This is a genomic window from Mesorhizobium sp. LSHC412B00 (assembly GCF_000503035.1).
GTDB lineage: Bacteria > Pseudomonadota > Alphaproteobacteria > Rhizobiales > Rhizobiaceae > Mesorhizobium.
Genome location: NZ_AYWB01000007.1, coordinates 228822 through 247098 on the forward strand (window position 1 = coordinate 228822; position 18277 = coordinate 247098).

An 18277-nucleotide genomic window follows, 5' to 3' on the forward strand; every position below is an offset into this window, starting at 1 on the left:
TGGTGCAGCTATCCCTTGATCGCCGAGCCGACGATGGAATCGACGAAGAAGCGCTGCAGGACGGCGAACAGGATGAGCGGCGGCAGCACGGCCAGCGTCGCGCCGGCCATCACCAGGCCGGTGTTGACCGCGCCCCTGTTGTAGCTCAGCAACCGGCTCAGGCTGATGACGATCGGATAGGCGTCGGCATTGCCCTGCAGCACGGTCAGCGGCCACAGATAGCTGTTCCAGTGATAGACGAAGGCGAAGAGGGCCAGAGCCGCGATTGCGGGGGCGACGCTCGGCGCGACGATCTTGTAGAGGATCAAGAACTCCGAGGCGCCGTCCATGCGCGCGGCGTCGATGAGCTCGTCGGGCACGCCGGAGATGAACTGGCGCATCAGGAAGATGCCGAAAGCATTGGCGAGATTGGGCACGATGATGCCGGCGAGGCTGGCGTTGAGGCCGATCGAGCCGACCAGGCGATAGAGCGGGATCAGCGTCACGATCGGCGGCAGGAACATGGTGGCGATCAGCACAGAAAACAGCAGCGACTTGGCGGGGAAGTGGTATTTGGCGAAGGCGTAGCCGGCCATCATGCTGGTCAGCAGAATGCCGGCGGTGGTGATCGAGGCGATGACCAGAGAATTCCACATCGAGCGGCCGACATTGACCACGCCCGACACCTTCTCATAGGCGTCAAAGCTCGGCGTAAGGGGGATCCACACCGGCGGCACCTGCATGCTCTCGGCCGGCGTCTTGAGGCTCGACAGCACCATCCATACCAGCGGGAAGGCCGAGGCGACGGCGACCAGCAGCATCAGCGTCGCCAGCAGCGCCTTGCGGCCGGACAGGCGTCTGCGCGACAGCCGGCTCGACGATTCCGCACTCATTCGTCGTTCTTCCGGTTGGCGAAGGCAAACAGCGCGCAGACGACGACGATCAGCGAAAGCATCAGCATCACCGCCATGGCCGAACCCAGTCCACCCTGCGCACGCTCGATGCCGACGCGGCGGATGTGGTAGGTCAGCACATTGGTCGAGCCGACCGGCCCGCCCTGCGTGATCAGGGCAACCGGCTCGAACACCTGCACGGCGTTAATGATGGCGATGACGGCGCTGAACAACAGCGTGCGCCGCATCAGCGGCAGCGTGATGAAGCGGAACTGCTCGAAGCGGCTGGCGCCATCGAGCTTCGCCGCCTCGTAGAGGCTGCCTTGGATCTGCGTCAGCCCGGCGATCGCCAAAACGGTGAAGTAACCGACCTGTTGCCAGACATTGAGGAAGATGATCGAGATCAGCGCCGAGCGCGGCGACGACAGGAAGGGCTGTGGTCCCATGCCGATCAGGCCGAGCATCTGGTTGAGCGGCCCTTCGCTCGGCGAATAAAGCTTCGACCAGACCAGCGCCACCGCGATCATCGGCACCATGTAGGTGGCAAACAGCACCGTGCGCAGCGCCGTGCCGCCGGCGACATCGCGCTGGTAGACCATCAGGCCGAAGGCCACCGACAGAGGCAGGATGAGGACGACGGAGAGCGCGGTGTAGACGGCTGTGTTCGTGAGCGCGGCCTTGAAGTCGCGGCCGATCGAGGTGGCCCCGAAAATCTCGTGGAAATTGTCGAGGCCGATGAAGCTGGCGCTGGAAAACGGCGTCTGCGTCGACCAGTCCTGGAACGACAGCCAGACGGTGAGCAGCATCGGCAACAGGACGAAGATGCCGATCAGCGTCACGGCGGGCGCCAGCATGATGCCCGCCGAGGCACGGTACCTCTGAATCATTATTTGGCGGCGCGCTCCAGGATCGAAATGGCGTCGGCCTGCGCCGTCGCCTGCGCATCCTTGGCCGAGACCTGGCCATACTGCAACGCCTCGAGCGTCTGCTGCAGCGATTCCGAGAATTCCTGGCCGCCCGGCACCACCGGGAACGGCTTGGCGTCGGTGAGCACGCTGACATAGCCGGAGAGGAATTCCGAGCCGAGCTTGTCCTTGTGCGCCTCGATGTCGGAGAGGCGTGAGGGCAGGATGCCCATCGACATGAGGATATCCGACATCGCGGAAGCGCCGTTCTTTCCGGACTTTGGATTGTTCAGCCAGGCGAGGAAGTCCCATGCCGCCTTCTGCTCGGCCGCACCTGCATTGGCGTTGACCACGGTCATCCAGGAGTAGGAGATCGAATGCGGCTTGTCGCCGCTCGGGCCGACGGGAAGCGGCGCCGTTGCAATGTCGGCGAACTTGTCGCCCATGCCGGCCTTCAGTGCGCTCTCCCACCAATTGGCCATGATGATCATGCCGGTCTTGCCGGAGACGAAATTGTCGAGGAAGGGGCCGGTGGTGTTGGCGTCTGCGGTCGCCATCGCCGGCACGCTGGCGCCCGACTTGATCAGGTCCTCATAGAGCTGGAAGGTCTCGGTCGCCTGCGGGCTGTCTAGCACCGGCTTGCCGTCCTTGACCAGGTCGCCGCCATTGGAGACCAGTAGCGAGGCGAAGGGATGAACGACACCGGCGGCCCATGAATTGATCATGCCGAAGCCTTGCTGTCCCGCATCCTTGTTGGTCAGCTTCTTGGCCGCATCCTTGAATTCGTCCCAGGTCTTGGGTGGCGCCGCGATGCCGGCCTGCTTGAACAGCGCCTTGTTGTAGTTCAGCGCATAGACGTCGATCTCGTTGGGGATACCATAGAGCGTGCCGCCGACCGAGGCGGCGCTCGTGATGCCCGCCGGCCAGGCGGCCTTGACCTCGCTGGCCACCGCATCGGGAGCGGGCGCGACCAGCTTGTCGCGCGCCAGTTCCGGCAACCAGAGATCGTAGATGCCGCCGATCGTCGGGCCGTCCGCGCCGCCGCCTTGCGAGCGCAGCGTGGTCAGGAGGTCGCCGAAGGGGACGGCGCGCACGGTGACGCTGACATCCGGATTGGTCTTGGCATAATCCTTGGCCGCCGCTTCCAGCAACGCGACCGTCTCCGGCGACCAGTGGGTGAGATAGGAGATGTTGACCGATTGCGCCCAGCCGGTGGTGGGCAGGATGGCGAGGCCTGCGGCCAGTGCCAGTTTCGACGTCCAGGCAAACGACATTCCTCATCCTCCTATCGGTTCACAATGACGTTATGACAAGTTAGCGCGGCGACGCAAGGGCTTGCTGGCGAAAAAGTCTCACATGGTACGGTCACAGATTTCTTTGCAGCGCTGGAATGTGGATATTTATCGTTAGGTAACAAACGGATGCGGGTACTGCAATGTCGTGAGGGGGCCAACGCCGCCATTCCTGAGGCGCAGCAGACCTCTTGCGAATGCCGCTATGTCATTATAATGACTTTTCCCGAGCCAATGGCTCTCTCACGGCAGGAAATGCCGCGGGACGCCAAGGACAGAGAACAATGGGAGACTGGCAATGAGCATGCTTTCACTTGACCGGCGCGCAGCACTTGGCCTGATCGGCGGCCTTGCCGCCGCCTGCGCCGGCGTCTTCGCCTCATTGCCGGCGCGAGCCGCCGACAGCACGGTGACGCTGTGGAGCTGGCGCACCGAGGACGAGGCAGCGATGCGCCGCATCTTCGATGCCTTCGAGGCGAAGAACCCCGGCATCAAGGTCGCCATCCAGTTCACGCCCGATGCCGACTACCAGAACCGGCTGAGCACGGCGCTGCGCGGCGGGCGCGGGCCCGACATCGCCCAGCTCAAGGCCTATGGCGAATTGCAGCCCTTCGTCGAGGCCGGCTATCTCGACGCGCTGGACGACAGCGTGCCGGAGCTGAAGAACATGGAGGACGCGGCGCTTGGCGGCGCGCGCGGCCGCAGCGACGGCAAGCTCTATGGCGTGCCCTATTCGGTGCCGATGATGGGCGTCTTCTACAACCAGGATATCTTCGCCGCCCAGGGCATCGAGATACCGAAGACCTACAAGGATTTCACCGCTGTCTGCGAGAAGCTGAAGGCGGCCGGCATCACGCCGATCGCCACCGGCGGCGCCAACGGCTCGGCCTGGGAACTGGAGATCGCCGTCGGCGTCGTCGGCCCGACCGTCTATGGTCCTGAATTCTACGACGAGATGATGAGCGGCAAGGCGACCTTCGAGGATCCGCGCTATGTCGCGGCGCTGAAGCGCTTCGCCGAGCTGAAGCCGTATTTCCCCGACGGCTTCGCCGGCATCGACTACACCACCGCCACGCAGCAGTTCATCGGCGGCAAGGCGGCGATGTTCCTCGGCGGTTCGTTCGAGAACGGCAGCTTCAAGGCGCAGAACCCGAAGCTGAAATTCTCGATCTTCCCGTTCCCCGCCGACGATGCCGGGGCAAAACTCTACACCTCGGCCTTCTCCGACGGCTCCTATGGCCTGGTCTCCGAGAGCCAAAACAAGGAGGCCGCGACCAAGGTGCTGGGCTTCATCGCTTCGGCAGAGTTCGCGCAGATGTTCGCCGACGAGCTCGGCTGGCCGCCGGCCCGCACGGATGTGACGGTGAAGGATCCAGTGCTGGCCTCGATGATGGAGATGGCGAAGAATTCGACGCCCTATCTGACGCTGGTCGGCTTCCGCTGGCAGTCGCCGACGGCGTCTTCGGTGCTGCAGTCGGAGATCATCGACATGGTCGAAGGCAACATCGCGCCGGAGAAGCTGGCGGCCGACATGCAGGCCGCAGTCGCCACCTGGTTCAAGCCGAAGCAGTAGGCGCGGCCGGTCGCAAAGCGGCCGGCCTCTCACGGACCAGAAAAGCGCATGAGCACCCTTCGCCGCACCAGCAGCCTTCGCCGCACGCAGCAGCGCATGGCCGTGCTGTTCACCCTGCCGGCGCTGGCGGTCTATGCGCTGTTCGTCCTCTATCCCCTGGGGATGTCGCTCTGGGGCAGCTTCTTCGTCTGGAAGGGGCTGCGCATGGTCGAGTTCGCCGGCCTGTCGAATTTCTCAAGGCTGTTCGTTTTCCCCAGCGGCGCGCGGCTCTACGGCGCGCTGTGGCACAACACCGCCTGGTTCTTCGGCATCATGCTGTTCCAGAACGGAATCGGGCTTTTGTTCGCCTGGCTGCTGTTCCTGCGCGACAGGGGTGCTGCGTTCTTCCAGTCGGTGTTCTTCTTTCCGGCGGTGCTGAGCCCGGTCATCGTCGGCGCGCTGTGGCGGTTGCTTTTGGCACCGGGCGGCGTCGTCGAATGGGCGCTGAACGGGCTCGGCCTGCACCAGGGCAGCCTGACTGTGCTCGGCAACAGCCACACCGCGCTCGCCATGCTGATCGCCGTCGATGCCTGGAACTGGATGGGCCTGCCGGTGCTGATCTACACGGCAGGTCTGCGGCAGATTTCCGGCCAGATTTTCGAGGCGGCAAAACTTGACGGCGCCGGCAATGCGCGCATGCTGTTCTCGATCGCGCTGCCGCTGCTGATGCCGGCGCTGGGCACGCTGACGACGCTGTCGTTCATCAACACCTTCAACCAGTTCGACATCGTCTATGTCATGCAGGGCGTGCAGGGCAATCCGAGCTATTCGACCGACACGCTGGTGACGTACTTCTACCGGCTGGCCTTCGGCGCGGAAGGTGCTGTCGGCATCACCGATATCGGTCTGGCTTTGGCGCTCGGCACCGTGCTGTTTTTGATCCTCAGCATCGGCACGCTCATGATGCTGCGCTTCTTCGACCGCCGCACGGTGCAGCTATGAGCGCGCTGGCGATTTCGCAAAGACCGGCCATCTCTCGGCAGCTGGCGCGGCTGCCCGGCTGGACGGTGCTGGTCGTTTGGACGGCGGCCGTGCTGTTGCCGCTCTACATCCTCATCGTCTCCTGTTTCAAGACCACGGCCGAGATCTACGACAACAGGCTCGGCCTGCCGCAAAGCTTTGCCCTCGACAATTTCATCAACGCCTGGACGCGCGCCGATCTCGGCCAGAATTTCATCAACAGCCTGATCGTCACGGGCGGCGCCGTCATCCTCACCATCGTCGTCTCGGCGATGGCCGCCTATCCGCTCAGCCGCTACAAGCTTGGCTGGAATGCCATCATGCTCGGCCTGTTCCTGTCCGGCATCATGCTGCCCATCCGGTTGGCCTCGGTCGAACTGTTCACGCTGATGCGCAATCTCGGCCTGCTGGATTCGCTGACCGGGCTGATCCTGGTCTATTCGGCGATCCGCATTCCCTTCGCCGTCTTCATCTTCGCCAATTTCATGCGCGTCTTGCCCTCCGAGTTGGACGAGGCGGCGCGCATGGACGGCGCCGGCGAGGTCCGCATCCTGTTCCAGATCATCCTGCCGATGGTCAAGCCGGCGGTGTCGATCGTGGCAATCTTCACCGCGATCGCGGTGTGGAACGATTTCTTCTTCCCGCTGATCTTCATCTTCGACGACCGCTACAAGACGGTGCCGCTGGCGATCAGCGTCTTCGTCGGCCAGTTCCGCACCGACTGGGGTCTGGTGTTCGCCTCGCTGGCGATATCCATGGCGCCCATCCTGATCATGTATTGTCTGCTGGCGCGCCAGATTCGCGAAGGCGTCGGTACCGGAGGGGGCATGAAATGATCGAAGACAGGATTTATGCGGCGAAATCGATCCTGGTGGTCGGCGCGCACGCCTTCGATGCCGAGGTGATGGCCGGGCCGCTGGCGGCCGCTGCCGTCAAGCGCGGCGCCACGGTGACCTTCCTGCATCTGACCATGGGTGAGCAGGGCCATCCGTACCTGGTTCCCGCGCATTATTGCGTGCAGAAGGAAGAGGAAGCGGGCAGCGCGGCGGAGCGGCTCGGCGTCACCATGCGTGGCTTTGGCCTGCGCGACGGCTTCCTGCCCACAGACGATCAGACGGCGCTCGAAGTGGGCGACATCATTCGCGAGCTGAAACCCGAGATCGTCATCACCCATTGGCATGGCAGTTGGCACAAGGACCATCGCGCCGCCGCGCATTTGACGAAGACCGGTATCTTCTTCGCCGGACTGCCGACCGTTGCCAGCGACCATCCGGCGCACACGCCGCAACTGCTGCTGTTCGGCGAGAACTGGGAGGACGATGACGGCTTCCGGCCCGAGCATCTCGTCGATGTCAGCGACGGGTTCGAGGCCTGGCGCGACGCGGTCATGGAGTATGAGCTGGCGCGCGGCCTGAGCAGCTTCCCCTATGTCGACTATTACAGTTCGCTCTACCGGCTGCGCGGCTGCCTGCGCGGCACGCGCCATGCGCAGGCCTTCGCGGCGGCGTCGCATTCGTGGAATGCCGGCAGCGGCCTGTTCTCGCTCCCCTTCGGCAAAGGGTCGGGTCGATGACGCGGGTACTCGCCATCGATCTCGGCGCCACCAATCTGCGCGCTGCCGTATCTACGGGCGATGTCGGTGCGTTGGAGGCGCTGGGCAGCGAGCCGGCGCCGGCAACCCTTGATGCCTTCATTGCGCGCATCGACGCGCTGTGCACTGAGGCCGGGTCGGTCTCAGCGCTTGGCATCGCGGTGCCGGGTCTGGTCGAGGGCTCAATCTGCCGCTGGATCCCCAACTTGCCGTTCCTCGACGGCGTCGATATCCAGCCGCTGTTTCCCAAAGTGCGCGTAGCGCTCGGCAATGACGCACAGATCGCGCTGCTGGGAGAGGCTGTCGAAGGCAGTGCGAAAAACATGCCGGATGCGATCCTGCTCGCCATCGGCACCGGTATCGGTTCGGCGGTGCTGGCCAATGGCCGCATCGTTGCCGGCGCGCATGGCGGCGCCTGCTCGTTCGGCTGGGCCTGCGCCGACGTGAGGGATCATGGTGAAGAGCGCAGCGGCTGGCTGGAGCGCGTTGCGTCGGGCCGGGCGCTCGATGCCCTTGCCGGCCAGATCGGCCTTGCCGACGGCCGCCAACTGATCGCCGCTGCCCAGGCCGGCGAGCTGGCTGCACTCACCTTGCTTGAACTGCCGGCGCGACAGCTCGGCACCGCGCTGGCAGGCGCTGTCGCGCTGCTCGATCCGCAAGCGGTGCTGATTTCGGGTGGTTTGGCGGAGGCGCTGGATGTGATCCGGCCGCCGCTGCTTGCGGCGCTGCGACGTCAACTGCCGCCACATCTGCGCGGCATCGACGTCAAGGCTGGAAAGTTCGGTCCCCGCGCCGGTCTGGTCGGCGCGGCGCTGGCCGGCGCCGTTGGGCAAGGGTGGAGGCAGGTGCGATGAGCGAAGCAAGCTTTCAGCAACCGGACCGCAGACGGCCGGAGCCGCTCTGGTACCAGGTCGAAGAGGCGATCCGAGCCATCGTCAAGAGCGGCGAATGGGCAACGGGCGACCAGATCCCGGCGGAGGACAGGCTGTGCGCCCTGTTCGGCGTCAGCCGCATCACGCTGCGCCACGCCTTGCGCAATCTCGAGGAGGCAGGACTGCTCAGGCGCGAACATGGCCGCGGCACGTTCGTGCGCTCGACCACGCTGGTCGCCGGCACGCGCGAGCTGACCAGCTTTACCCAGGAGATGGGCAATATGGGCGTGGTCGCGGGCTCGCGCCTGCTCGACTGCAGCCTGACCACCGCCAATGCGGCGGCTGCCGGCGCGCTGGAGATCGAGGAGGGCGATCCGGTGGTGCGCATTCGCAGGCTGCGGCTCGGCAACAACGAGCCGATCGGCATCCAGACGGCGCAGCTGTCGGCGGTGCGCGTGCCGGGCTTCCTCGATGCCGGCCTGCTGCAGGGCTCGCTCTACGAGGCGCTGGAGCGCCATTACGGCATCGTGCCGGTGGCCGCGCGGGAGAACTACCGGGTCGGCGCGGTCGGCGCGGCGGACGCCGAACTGCTCGACCTCGCTGTCGGCAGCCCGGCCTTCGTCGTCGAACGCATCACCACCGACGAGCGCGGCCCGTTCGAATTCACCGTCTCGATCATGCGCGGCGACCGCTACGAAATCCGCTCGACGCTGCGCGCCGGACGCGTGCCGCTGAACCCGAGAAGCTGATCCATTCCAGACCGACACAGCAAACAGGAGTACCCACGTGTCCGATCTCTACATCCACCGTCTCGCCGCCCTCATCGATCAGGCTGCGAAAGCCAATGAAGAGGCCTTTGGCCAGGCCGCCAGCCACTTTGCCGACTCGCTCGAGGGCGGCGGGCTGGTGCATCTCTATGGCTCCGGCCATTCGGTGCTGCCGGTGCAGGAAGTGTTTCCGCGCTATGGCAGCTATGTCGGCTTCAACCCCCTGACCGACCCGCGCGTGATGTGGCACAATGTGCTCGGCGCCGGCGGCGTGCGCGAGCTTTTGTGGCTGGAGCGTACGGAAAAATACGCCGAAAAATTCCTCGACCACCAGCCGCTCAACCAGGGCGATTCGATCATCATCTTCGGCCATAGCGGCCGCAACTCGTCGGGCATCGACACCGCGCTATACGCCAGGAAGCGCGGCATCTTCGTCGTCGCGGTCACCAGCAAGAACAATCTGGACAAGCCGGCGACGCACTCCTCCGGCAAGCGGCTGGCGGATGCCGCCGACCTCGTCATCGACACCTGTTCGCCGATCGAGGACGCCATCGTGCCGGTCGAGGGCTGGAGCCGGCCGGTGTCGGGCTCATCGACGGTGCTTGCCATGATCCTGGCGCATGAGCTGATCGCGCGCACCGCCGAGCAGCTCGCCAAGCGCGGCATCGAACTGCCGGTCTTCGCCTCGCCGACCATTGCCGGCGTGACGCTGCACGACACCGACGTCATCTACGGCGTCTACCGCGAGCGCATGCTGGATGCGCAGAAGAAGCACCTGCCGACCTTCCAGGCAACGATGCGCGGAGAGTGAAAAAAGGGAGGCCCGGCACATGCCGGGCCTCCGACGTCTCGTTCCGCAATTCCTATCCGCTCAACGCCGCTTCGGGCGCCCGGCAGGCGATTTGTTGCCGCGCGGGCCGCTCTGAACCGGCGTGTTGCCCTGGTTTTCCTCCGACAGCTTGCGCCAGCGGGCAAGGCGCTCAGGGTCGAGCGTACCCGCCTTCAACGCAGCCTGCACCGCGCAGCCCGGTTCGTGGACATGGGTGCAGTCGCGGAATTTGCACAGCGGTGCGAGCTCGGTGATTTCGGCAAACAGCGTGTCGATGCCGGATGCGACGTCGCTGACATGCAGCGTGCGCATGCCCGGCGTGTCGATCACCCAGCCGCCACCGGCAATGGGGTGCAGCGACCGCGCCGTGGTGGTGTGGCGACCCTTGGCATCGTGTTCCCGGATGCCCGCGGTCTGTTGCGGCGATTGCTGCGCCGATCCGGCCAGCGTGTTGACCAGCGTCGATTTGCCGACGCCGGAGGAGCCGACCAGCGCCACCGTCTGCCCTGCGCCACACCAGGGAGCAAGCGCCGCTGCGGCATCGGCGACGCGCGGGTTCAGCACCACCACGGCCAGCCCACGCTGCAGGGCGGCGGCCTGGCCTTGGTAAGCCTCGGCATCGTCAGCGGTGTCGGCCTTGGTCAGCAGGATCACCGGCGTCGTTCCGGCCTCGTTGGCCAGCGCGAGATAGCGCTCGAGCCGGGCGATGTTGAAATCGGCATTGCAGGACGTCACGATGAACAGCGTGTCGACATTGGCCGCGGCCAGCTGCGGCACCCTGCCGCCCTGTGTGCGGCGCTCCAGCACCGTCTTGCGGGTCAGGCGGCGGCGCAGCAGATGCGTGTGAGGCTCGACCAGCACCCAGTCGCCGACGGCATAGTCGCCGGTGTTGGCATTGGCCGGCAGCGTCAGATCCACTGGCCCTGACAGAGACAGACCGGCCAGACGGTCGCGGTGCACCGAAGCGATGCGCGTCGGCACCAGGTCTGCCTCATCGGCTTCAAGCTGGTCGCCGAAGAAATCCGTCCAGCCCAGGCTTGCGAGGGAAGCCGTCACGGTTTTGACCACGGCGACGGCGTCACAGACATCGGAGAGTATCCTTTGGCAAAATGGGCGCGGACCCTCGGGGCGGTTGTTCAAGCCGTGTATGGGCGGCATGGCGGCATTTGGCAAGCCGAACCGCGCCGATGGCCAAGCCGTTTCGCGCACCGCTTGGAACGCATCGAGGCGGTGGTTCGCTGAACGTCACCAGACACGGAAACCTACCGTGGCACCTATCCACGTCGCGTGCGTCGAGGGTCGTTCAACATTGAGGAAAAGTCCTATGCGCTTACGTCTCGTTACTCTCAATGTCTGCAACACGGAAGGCGAACCGGAGCGCCTGGCGGCCATCAACCGGGAGCTGGGGCGGCTCGACCCGGATCTGGTCGCCTTTCAGGAGGTCGTCCAGACAGCCGATGTGAAATTCCTCGATACGCTGCCCGATGGTTTGGATTTGCATGCAACGCATCAGGCCTCGTCGTCGACCTCGAAGTTGGCAAGGACGGCTGAGGATGGCAGGTCGGGAAGCCTGGTAGAAGGGAGGGGGATGGCCGGCGCCACAGGGGGCGGGGGGTTGGGATGGGGTTGCCTGAAGCACCGGCCAAAGCGGGACAAGTCCCACGTCCACAAGCTAGCAGAGGTTGGATCGGTTCATATGGTGTGATCGCGGAACTGGCGCCAAAGCGCTTTCACATCCCCGCGCAGGCGTCGGCAACGGGCCCGCAACCGGGGGTTTCCGGTCGGTTGGTGGGTTGCGCAAGCGCCGGTTGAAGGCGCTGCGGGAGGCTGTCGTTTTTAGTGGGGTTCGAGTGCTATGCGCTCAGCGACAGGTGCTCAAGGCAAGGCAATCGCATGGCGCCACCACATGCCATTGTCCTGCTTACGCCACCGGCAGCATCCGCCCCGCAATCAGATCCGCCGCCTTCTCCGCAATCATGACCACGGCGGCGTTGGTGTTCGACGACACGATGCTCGGCATGACCGAGCTGTCGCAGACGCGCAGGCCTTGCAGCCCGCGCACGCGAAGCTCGGGGTCGACGACGCTGTCGGCATCGCCGCCCATCCGGCAGGTGCCGACTGGGTGATAGGCGCTGCGGCCATGTTCTCGGGCGAAGGCTTCGAGTGCTGAGCGCCCCTGCATCGCCTTGCCGGGCAGATGCTCGCGGCTGATGTATCTGGCGAAGGCTGGCTGCGACAGGATTTCGCGGCTGATCTCGATGCCGTCGATGGCGCGTTCGAGATCATAGCGCTCGGCGAACGGGTTGGGGTCGATGATGGGCGCATCGCGCAGGTCCGCGGACTTGAGCGTGACGCTGCCGCGCGAACGCGGGCGCACATGGTAGGAGTTCAGCGTGCAGCCATTGCCGCCGGGAACCGAGCCGATGCCTTCCTCAACGCCGGCGCCGGGCAGGAAATGGAACTGGATGTCCGGCGTCTTCTCCGCGCGGTCGCCCCACCAGAAGCCGCCGGCCTCGACGATGTTGGAGGCCACCGGCCCCTTGCCGAACAGCGCATATTCAAGACCGGCGACCGCTTGCCAGCGCTTCTTCTTGTAACGGTCGATGCCGTGCGGTCCGTTGAGCTCGGCGACGACATCGACGTCCATGTGATCGTGCAGATTCTGGCCGACGTTTTTGGAATCGTGGACCACCTTGATGCCGTGATGGCCGAGATGCACGGCCGGGCCGATGCCGGACAGCATCAGCAATTTCGGCGAGCCGATGGCGCCGGCGGCGACGATGACTTCGCGCTCGGCGCGGAGCAGTTCGGTGCGGCCATTGACGATGATCTCGACACCGATGGCGCGGCCGTTCTCGACCACGATGCGGCTGACGGAGGCGTCGGTGCGTAGCGTCAGATTCTTGCGGCCGAGCGCCGGCTTCAGATAGGCGACCGCCGTGCTCGAGCGTTTCCCCCGACGCGTCGTCGTCTGGTAGAAGCCGGCGCCCGCCTGCTCACCGGCGTTGAAGTCGGCGCGGAAAGGAAGGCCCGCCTGCTGCGCCGCCTTGACGAAGATGCGGGTCAGCGGATGCGGCGCGCCGCTGGAGACGCCGAGCGGGCCGTCAATGCCATGCTGCGCATCGGCAAAAGTGTCGTTGCCCTCGGAGCGGACGAAGTAGGGCAGCACGTCGGCATAGCTCCAGCCGGCACAGCCGGCGTCAGCCGCCCAGCCGTCATAATCCTGCGGGCAACCGCGGGTGAACACCTGGGCGTTGATCGAGGAGCCCCCGCCCAGCACGCGGGCCTGCGGATAGACCATGGTGCGGCCGTCGATTTCCTTGCCGGGCGCGGTGTCATAGCCCCAGATCAGCGGCCCCGACGTCATCTTGAAGAAGCCGACCGGCAGATGGATGTAGCGATCGGTGTCGGGCGGACCGGCCTCGAGCAGCATGACGGACACGTCCGGGTCCTCGCTCAGCCGGGCGGCCAGAATGCAGCCAGCCGAACCGCCGCCGACAATGATGTAATCCGTCATTTCCACTCCCGGGTTCTCTTTGTTGGAGCATGATCTCCGGACAAAACGGTTTCTCGATTTGTCCGAGAAAACCGGTTCCCACTTCTAGGGATCATGCTCCGGCGGGCGATGAAAATCACCGCCCCTTCCTCTTGCGCGCGACGATCTCAAGTCGCTTGTGCCACGTCAAGAGAAAGGGTATGGTTATCGTGTTGAAGGGTTGTCGTACAAGTGGAGGAGCTTGACGATCCTCACCAGGAGGTCCCGGCCGCGCTCCCTGCGCAAGATGCCGGGCGGAACAGAATTCAATCGGGAGGTTTCGAGGTATGAACGACACGAAGAATTTTGCAGTCAACCGGCGCACGCTGATGATGGGCGCCACCGCCGGCGTGGCGGCACTCGCCATGCCGAGCGTGCTGCGCGCGCAGGACAAGCCGACGCTGGTGACATCGATCCGCTCGCTGTCCAACCCCTATCACGCGGTGTGGAAGACCGGCGCCGAAGCGTATGCCAAATGGGCCGGGCTGGAGCACGTCACGCTGGTTTCGGAAGGCAACAGCGAGAAGGGCATTGCCGACATCAAGGCGATGCTGGCCAAGACCGGCGGCAATATGGTGCTGAATTCCGATCCCAACGACACGCCCGATGCGCGCCCGATCGTCGAGGCCTGCGCCAAGGCCGGCGCCTATGTGGTGACCCAGTGGAACAAGCCTGGGGATCTGCACCCGAAGGATTTCAACCCGAACTATGTCTCGCATATCGAGTTCGACGGCATCGACAGCGGCAAGACCATCGCCGAGATCCTGTTCAAGACCATTGGCGGCAAGGGCGGCATCGTAGCGCTCGGCGGCCTGATCTCGACCACGGCGGCGATCGAACGCAAGAAGGGCCTCGACGCAGCGCTTGCCGCCAACCCGGACATCAAGCTGCTCGACTTCCAGGTCGCCAACTGGAAGTCGACCGAAGCCTTCGACCTGATGGGCAATCTGCTCACCCGCTTCGGCGACGACATCAAGGGCATCTGGGCGGCCAATGACGATATGGGCTCGGGCGCTCTGGAAGCGCTGCGCGCCGAAAACCTCGCCGGCAAGGTGCCGATCGTCGGCGTCGACGGCATCAAGACGGCGGTCGATGCGGTGCGCACCGGCGAATTCGCCTGCACGGTCACTTCGGATCCGTTCTGGCAGGGCGGCATGGGTCTCGCCATCGGCTACAACGCCAAGATCGGCAAGTTCGACCCGACCAAGGAGCCCCCGGAGCACCGCGAGTTCTACGGCAAGGCGGTGCTGATCTCGCACGACAATGTCGAGGAATATTACAAGACCAATGTCGATGCGAAGCCCGAGATCGACTGGAACGATCTGTGGGGCCGGGTCACCGGAGCAATCCGTACCTGATCCATCGGAGTGGGCTGCACCTCCCTGGCGGCCCGCTTCCTCCCGCAGCCGTCGCGATCCCCTTGTCGCGACGGCTGTCACCAGCAGACGGGAAGCGGTTTCTTGACAATCCATACAGAACCCCTGAAGTCCGTTTCGGACATCGAGCGGACGACGCCCATGACACCGTTCCCCGGCCGCATCGCGACATTCCTGGGCGGCAGGCGCTGGCGCAGCCTGGCGCCGATGGCGGTGCTGATTGTACTCTGCGTACTCATCGCCATTGCCAATCCCAATTTCATCGAGCTGCGCAATCTGGTGCGGCTTGCGAATTCCGCCGCCGTGCCGCTGACGCTGGCCATGGGGCTGACCTTCATCATCCTGATGGGCAGCATCGACCTCGCAGTCGAAGGCACGCTTTCGGTGGCGGCGATGGTGCTTGTGCTGCTCGCCGCCAATGACGGCAACGGCAACGACTATGGCTGGTGGGCGGTGCTCGCTGCCATCGCCGCCGGCACCGCCATGGGCTTCGTCAGCGGTCTCGTCCAGGCCATGCTGCGCATCCCGTCCTTCATGGGCACGCTCGGCATGTGGTTCATCGGCCTCGGCCTGTCGGTCTATATGCTGGGCGGCACGGCGATCAAGCTGAACGACGCCTCGATCCGCGACCTGGCCTTGCACCGTTTCCTCGGCCTGCCGGTGGCGGTCTGGGTTGCGTTCGGCGCCTTCCTGCTCGCCACTGTCATCCAGTATCACACCAAGCTCGGCCGCCACATATTGGCGATCGGCGGTGATGAGGATGTCGCCAAGCTCTCCGGCGTCAATGTCGTGCGCGTGCGCATCACCGCTTTTGCGCTGGCAGGGTTCTTCTTTGGCATTGCCGGTGTGCTTGCCGCCGCACAGCTCGGCCAGTCGCATGCCGTCATCGGCGACGGCAGGCTGTTTGCAGCGGTCACGGCAGTGGTCGTCGGCGGCACCGCTTTGACCGGCGGCGAGGGCGGTGTGGTCAACACGCTGATCGGTGTGCTGATCGTCACCGTGCTTGCCAATGGCATGATCCTGCTCGGCATCTCGCCCTACATCCAGCAGACGGTGCAGGGTCTGATGATCATCGCCGCGGTGGCGCTGTCGCTCGACCGTGTCCGCCTGAAAATCGTCAAGTGAACGCCATGCTGCAGGCGTCCAACATCATCAAGAATTTCCCCGGCGTCCAGGCGCTACGCGACGTCTCTATCGAAGTGCGGCCCAACGAGGTGGTCGGGCTGATCGGCGAGAACGGCGCCGGCAAGTCGACGCTGATGCGGGTGCTGGCCGGCGGCTACCGGCCGGATGGCGGCTCGCTCACGCTGGATGGCGAACAGCTGCGCATGCGCAACGCCCGTGATGCGGCCAGGCATGGCATCGGCATGGTGTTCCAGGAGCAGTCGCTGGTGCTGAACCTGACGGTTGCCGAAAACATCTATCTCGGCGAAGAGGACCGCTTCACCCGCTTCGGCCTCGTCAATTGGCGCGCCATGAACGCGGCGGCGCGGCGGCAACTGGCCAAGATCGGCATCGACATCGACGTCACCGCGCGCACCTCCGAACTCACCTTCGCCGCACGCCAGATGGTCGAGCTCGCCAAGGCGCTGACCTTGGAGGAAGTGGTCGAGCGGCAGTTGCTCATCCTGCTCGACGAGCCGACCTCGGTGCTCAACGCCGCTGATATCGAGGTGCTGTTCGCGCGGGTGCGCTCGCTTAAATCCCGCGCCAGTTTTGTGTTCGTCTCGCACCGCCTCGACGAGGTGCTCAACATCTCCGACCGTGTCTACACGATGAAGGACGGCGCGGTCGTCGCCGAGCACCGCGCAGCTGAAGTCACCGCGCCGGAGCTGCACGAGATCATGGTCGGGCGCGGCCTGCAGGCCGAATATTACCGTGAGGCCCGCCAGCTGGCGCCGCGCGATACCGTGATGGTCGAGGCCAAGGGGCTTGGCGCCAACGGTTTCTATCACGGCGTCGATCTCTCGATCAGAGCGGGCGAGATCGTCGGCATTGCCGGCGTCGTCGGCTCCGGCCGGGAGGAGGTGACGCGCACCGTTGGCGGCTTCGTCCAGCATGATGCGGGCGAGATGAAAATCGCCGGCGATGTCGTGCGCTTCTCCTCGCCGGAACCGGCGGTGCGCAAGGGCATCGGCTATGTCCCGCGCGAGCGCCGGCTCGAAGGGCTGGTGATGTTCCTGTCGATCGCGGAGAACATTTCGCTGGCGGATCTCTCCAGCGTCATGCGCCATGGCGCCATCGATTATGGCAAGGAGCGCCGGCTTGCCGCCGACTGGATCAAGCGGCTGCGCATCAAGGCGCCCGGCCCCGATGCCGCCTGCCGCAAGCTCAGCGGCGGCAACCAGCAGAAGGTGGTGCTGGCGCGCTGGATGACGGCGGGCTCGCGCATCCTGGTGCTCGACCATCCCACACGCGGGCTCGATGTCGGCGCCAAGGAAGAGGTCTACGAATTGGTGCGCGACCTCTCCGCGCAAGGCGTGGCGATCCTTTTGATTTCCGACACGCTGGAGGAAACGATCGGCCTGTCGCACCAGGTGCTGGTGATGCGCGACGGCGCAATCACCGCGCGCTTCGATGCCAGTCCGGGCAACAAGCCGAACCAGGTCGATCTTCTCAGGGCAATGGTGTGAGCCGATGAATGAAGCGTTCTCCATCAGGCGGGTTTTCGAAGGCAAGTGGACGCAAGGCGCCATTCCGCTGGTGCTGCTTGTCGGCCTGCTTTTGATCATCGAGATCGCCGCGCCCGGCTTCCTGACCGGCGAGACCGTGGCGCTTTTGTTTGCCAACACCGCCGTACTGTTCATCCTGGCGACCGGCGTCACCTTCGCCATCCTGCTTGGCGGCATCGATTTGTCGATCCAGGCGGTGGCATCGCTGGCCAGCGTCATCCTGGCGCAATTGCTGCCTTCGCTCGGCCTTGCCGCCTTTCCGGTGGCGATCCTGTCGGGGCTCGCCTTCGGCGTGTTGAGCGGCGTCGTTCACGTCAAGCTACGCGTGCCGTCCTTCGTCGCGACGCTCGCCACCGGCGGCGTCGTCACCGGCTTGGCGCTCTGGGTCTCCAATGGCCGCGCCATCACGATCGAGGAGGATGGTCGCGAAAACACCGCCTGGATCAACGCCACTGTCGCTGGCATTCCCGTGGTGGTGCTGATTTCGGCGGTGATCGGCATCGCCGCCTTTCTGGCGCTGCGCTACACGCGCTTCGGCCGCCAGGCGATCGCGGTCGGCGCCGGCGAGCCGGCGGCGTGGGCCGCGGGCATCAATGTCGACCGCACCAAGATCATCGCCTTTGCCGCGTCGGGTATGCTCGCGGCCATCGCCGGCATCGTGCTGGCAGCCAGGCTGTCGAGCGGTTCGCCGGTGCTGGCCAACCAGCTGCTGCTGCCGGCCATCGCCGCCGTCATCGTCGGCGGCACGGCGATCACCGGCGGGCTCGGCGGCGTTGCCCGCACGGCGGTCGGCGCGCTGATCATCTCGATCGTTCGCATCGGCATGACCTTTGTCGGCGTCAACATTTTCCTGGAAAACATGGTGTTCGGCGCCGTGCTCATTGCCGCCGTCGCCATCACCATCGACCGCAGCAAGATCGCGGTCATCAAGTGATCCCGCCTCCCAGGCAAGCGCGGACAGGACGGGACCGCATCGGCGCGAGGCCGATGCGGT

At 65.0% G+C, this 18277-nt stretch carries 17 protein-coding genes; 12 read left to right on the forward strand and 5 right to left on the reverse strand.

What is annotated here, in order from left to right:
• Window positions 1-8: 8 nt before the first annotated feature.
• The 3 genes from X757_RS149165 to X757_RS149155 are packed head-to-tail and all read right to left on the reverse strand — an operon-like array spanning window position 9 to window position 3051.
• The gene (locus X757_RS149165; protein WP_023726490.1) at window positions 9-872 is read right to left on the reverse strand and encodes a carbohydrate ABC transporter permease; all 864 of its coding nucleotides are present in this window, start codon (window positions 870-872) and stop codon (window positions 9-11) included.
• A complete protein-coding gene (locus X757_RS149160; RefSeq protein ID WP_023726491.1) occupies window positions 869-1759 on the reverse strand; it encodes a carbohydrate ABC transporter permease in 891 nt (296 codons plus the stop codon). Before X757_RS149160 ends, X757_RS149165 begins: the two co-directional genes overlap by 4 nt.
• The gene (locus X757_RS149155) at window positions 1759-3051 is read right to left on the reverse strand and encodes an ABC transporter substrate-binding protein (RefSeq protein ID WP_023726492.1); all 1293 of its coding nucleotides are present in this window, start codon (window positions 3049-3051) and stop codon (window positions 1759-1761) included. The genes X757_RS149160 and X757_RS149155 overlap by 1 nt, the downstream gene beginning before the upstream one ends.
• Before the next feature lie 316 nt (window positions 3052-3367).
• On the opposite strand from X757_RS149155, the gene X757_RS149150 reads away from it, so the two are divergent.
• The 7 genes from X757_RS149150 to X757_RS149120 are packed head-to-tail and all read left to right on the forward strand — an operon-like array spanning window position 3368 to window position 9682.
• Complete coding sequence (locus tag X757_RS149150) at window positions 3368-4642, forward strand: extracellular solute-binding protein (RefSeq protein ID WP_023726493.1); 1275 nt, start codon at window positions 3368-3370, stop codon at window positions 4640-4642.
• A gap of 48 nt (window positions 4643-4690) precedes the next feature.
• Window positions 4691-5623 carry a carbohydrate ABC transporter permease gene (locus tag X757_RS149145; RefSeq protein ID WP_027049764.1) on the forward strand — a complete coding sequence of 311 codons (933 nt, stop codon included), beginning with the start codon at window positions 4691-4693 and terminating at the stop codon, window positions 5621-5623.
• Window positions 5620-6477 carry a carbohydrate ABC transporter permease gene (locus X757_RS149140; RefSeq protein WP_023704165.1) on the forward strand — a complete coding sequence of 286 codons (858 nt, stop codon included), beginning with the start codon at window positions 5620-5622 and terminating at the stop codon, window positions 6475-6477. The genes X757_RS149145 and X757_RS149140 overlap by 4 nt, the downstream gene beginning before the upstream one ends.
• Window positions 6474-7214 carry a PIG-L deacetylase family protein gene (locus X757_RS149135; protein ID WP_031195993.1) on the forward strand — a complete coding sequence of 247 codons (741 nt, stop codon included), beginning with the start codon at window positions 6474-6476 and terminating at the stop codon, window positions 7212-7214. Before X757_RS149140 ends, X757_RS149135 begins: the two co-directional genes overlap by 4 nt.
• Window positions 7211-8086, forward strand: a complete 876-nt coding sequence (locus X757_RS149130) for an ROK family protein (protein ID WP_023691907.1) — start codon at window positions 7211-7213, stop codon at window positions 8084-8086. Before X757_RS149135 ends, X757_RS149130 begins: the two co-directional genes overlap by 4 nt.
• Window positions 8083-8853, forward strand: coding sequence for a GntR family transcriptional regulator (locus X757_RS149125; RefSeq protein WP_023683130.1), 771 nt, complete (start codon window positions 8083-8085; stop codon window positions 8851-8853). Before X757_RS149130 ends, X757_RS149125 begins: the two co-directional genes overlap by 4 nt.
• A gap of 37 nt (window positions 8854-8890) precedes the next feature.
• Window positions 8891-9682 carry a sugar isomerase domain-containing protein gene (locus tag X757_RS149120; RefSeq protein WP_023671070.1) on the forward strand — a complete coding sequence of 264 codons (792 nt, stop codon included), beginning with the start codon at window positions 8891-8893 and terminating at the stop codon, window positions 9680-9682.
• Window positions 9683-9742: 60 nt separating this feature from the next.
• On the opposite strand, the gene rsgA is transcribed toward X757_RS149120, so the two are convergent.
• Window positions 9743-10768 carry a ribosome small subunit-dependent GTPase A gene (gene rsgA / locus X757_RS149115; protein WP_023671071.1) on the reverse strand — a complete coding sequence of 342 codons (1026 nt, stop codon included), beginning with the start codon at window positions 10766-10768 and terminating at the stop codon, window positions 9743-9745.
• A 256-nt stretch (window positions 10769-11024) separates the two neighbouring features.
• Here rsgA and X757_RS149110 point away from each other — a divergent pair, with 256 nt between their 5' ends.
• On the forward strand, window positions 11025-11405 hold the full coding sequence (locus X757_RS149110) for a hypothetical protein (RefSeq protein WP_023726494.1): 381 nt from the start codon (window positions 11025-11027) through the stop codon (window positions 11403-11405).
• Window positions 11406-11621: 216 nt separating this feature from the next.
• Here the strand turns inward: X757_RS149110 and X757_RS149105 are convergent, their stop codons facing one another.
• Window positions 11622-13217: a GMC family oxidoreductase gene (locus X757_RS149105; protein WP_023671073.1), complete on the reverse strand. Its 1596-nt coding sequence runs from the start codon at window positions 13215-13217 to the stop codon at window positions 11622-11624.
• A 305-nt stretch (window positions 13218-13522) separates the two neighbouring features.
• Between X757_RS149105 and X757_RS149100 the strand changes: the two genes are divergently transcribed.
• The 4 genes from X757_RS149100 (at window position 13523) to X757_RS149085 (ending at window position 18217) form a co-directional block, all read left to right on the forward strand.
• Window positions 13523-14593, forward strand: a complete 1071-nt coding sequence (locus X757_RS149100) for a sugar ABC transporter substrate-binding protein (RefSeq protein WP_023683136.1) — start codon at window positions 13523-13525, stop codon at window positions 14591-14593.
• A 159-nt stretch (window positions 14594-14752) separates the two neighbouring features.
• Complete coding sequence (locus tag X757_RS149095) at window positions 14753-15736, forward strand: ABC transporter permease (RefSeq protein WP_023726495.1); 984 nt, start codon at window positions 14753-14755, stop codon at window positions 15734-15736.
• A 5-nt stretch (window positions 15737-15741) separates the two neighbouring features.
• Window positions 15742-17244 carry a sugar ABC transporter ATP-binding protein gene (locus X757_RS149090; protein WP_023726496.1) on the forward strand — a complete coding sequence of 501 codons (1503 nt, stop codon included), beginning with the start codon at window positions 15742-15744 and terminating at the stop codon, window positions 17242-17244.
• A gap of 4 nt (window positions 17245-17248) precedes the next feature.
• Window positions 17249-18217 (forward strand): ABC transporter permease, encoded by a 969-nt coding sequence (locus X757_RS149085; protein WP_023726497.1) that lies wholly within the window; start codon window positions 17249-17251, stop codon window positions 18215-18217.
• The last annotated feature ends 60 nt before the right edge of the window (window positions 18218-18277 follow it).

What these genes read in the sequence shown, in the direction of transcription:
- X757_RS149165 (WP_023726490.1), bottom strand. Translation starts at nt 872, where the DNA reads ATGAGTGCGGAATCGTCGAGCCGGCTGTCGCGCAGACGCCTGTCCGGC.
- X757_RS149160 (WP_023726491.1), bottom strand. Translation starts at nt 1,759, where the DNA reads ATGATTCAGAGGTACCGTGCCTCGGCGGGCATCATGCTGGCGCCCGCC.
- X757_RS149155 (WP_023726492.1), bottom strand. Translation starts at nt 3,051, where the DNA reads ATGTCGTTTGCCTGGACGTCGAAACTGGCACTGGCCGCAGGCCTCGCC.
- X757_RS149150 (WP_023726493.1), top strand. Translation starts at nt 3,368, where the DNA reads ATGAGCATGCTTTCACTTGACCGGCGCGCAGCACTTGGCCTGATCGGC.
- X757_RS149145 (WP_027049764.1), top strand. Translation starts at nt 4,691, where the DNA reads ATGAGCACCCTTCGCCGCACCAGCAGCCTTCGCCGCACGCAGCAGCGC.
- X757_RS149140 (WP_023704165.1), top strand. Translation starts at nt 5,620, where the DNA reads ATGAGCGCGCTGGCGATTTCGCAAAGACCGGCCATCTCTCGGCAGCTG.
- X757_RS149135 (WP_031195993.1), top strand. Translation starts at nt 6,474, where the DNA reads ATGATCGAAGACAGGATTTATGCGGCGAAATCGATCCTGGTGGTCGGC.
- X757_RS149130 (WP_023691907.1), top strand. Translation starts at nt 7,211, where the DNA reads ATGACGCGGGTACTCGCCATCGATCTCGGCGCCACCAATCTGCGCGCT.
- X757_RS149125 (WP_023683130.1), top strand. Translation starts at nt 8,083, where the DNA reads ATGAGCGAAGCAAGCTTTCAGCAACCGGACCGCAGACGGCCGGAGCCG.
- X757_RS149110 (WP_023726494.1), top strand. Translation starts at nt 11,025, where the DNA reads ATGCGCTTACGTCTCGTTACTCTCAATGTCTGCAACACGGAAGGCGAA.
- X757_RS149105 (WP_023671073.1), bottom strand. Translation starts at nt 13,217, where the DNA reads ATGACGGATTACATCATTGTCGGCGGCGGTTCGGCTGGCTGCATTCTG.
- X757_RS149100 (WP_023683136.1), top strand. Translation starts at nt 13,523, where the DNA reads ATGAACGACACGAAGAATTTTGCAGTCAACCGGCGCACGCTGATGATG.
- X757_RS149095 (WP_023726495.1), top strand. Translation starts at nt 14,753, where the DNA reads ATGACACCGTTCCCCGGCCGCATCGCGACATTCCTGGGCGGCAGGCGC.
- X757_RS149090 (WP_023726496.1), top strand. Translation starts at nt 15,742, where the DNA reads ATGCTGCAGGCGTCCAACATCATCAAGAATTTCCCCGGCGTCCAGGCG.
- X757_RS149085 (WP_023726497.1), top strand. Translation starts at nt 17,249, where the DNA reads ATGAATGAAGCGTTCTCCATCAGGCGGGTTTTCGAAGGCAAGTGGACG.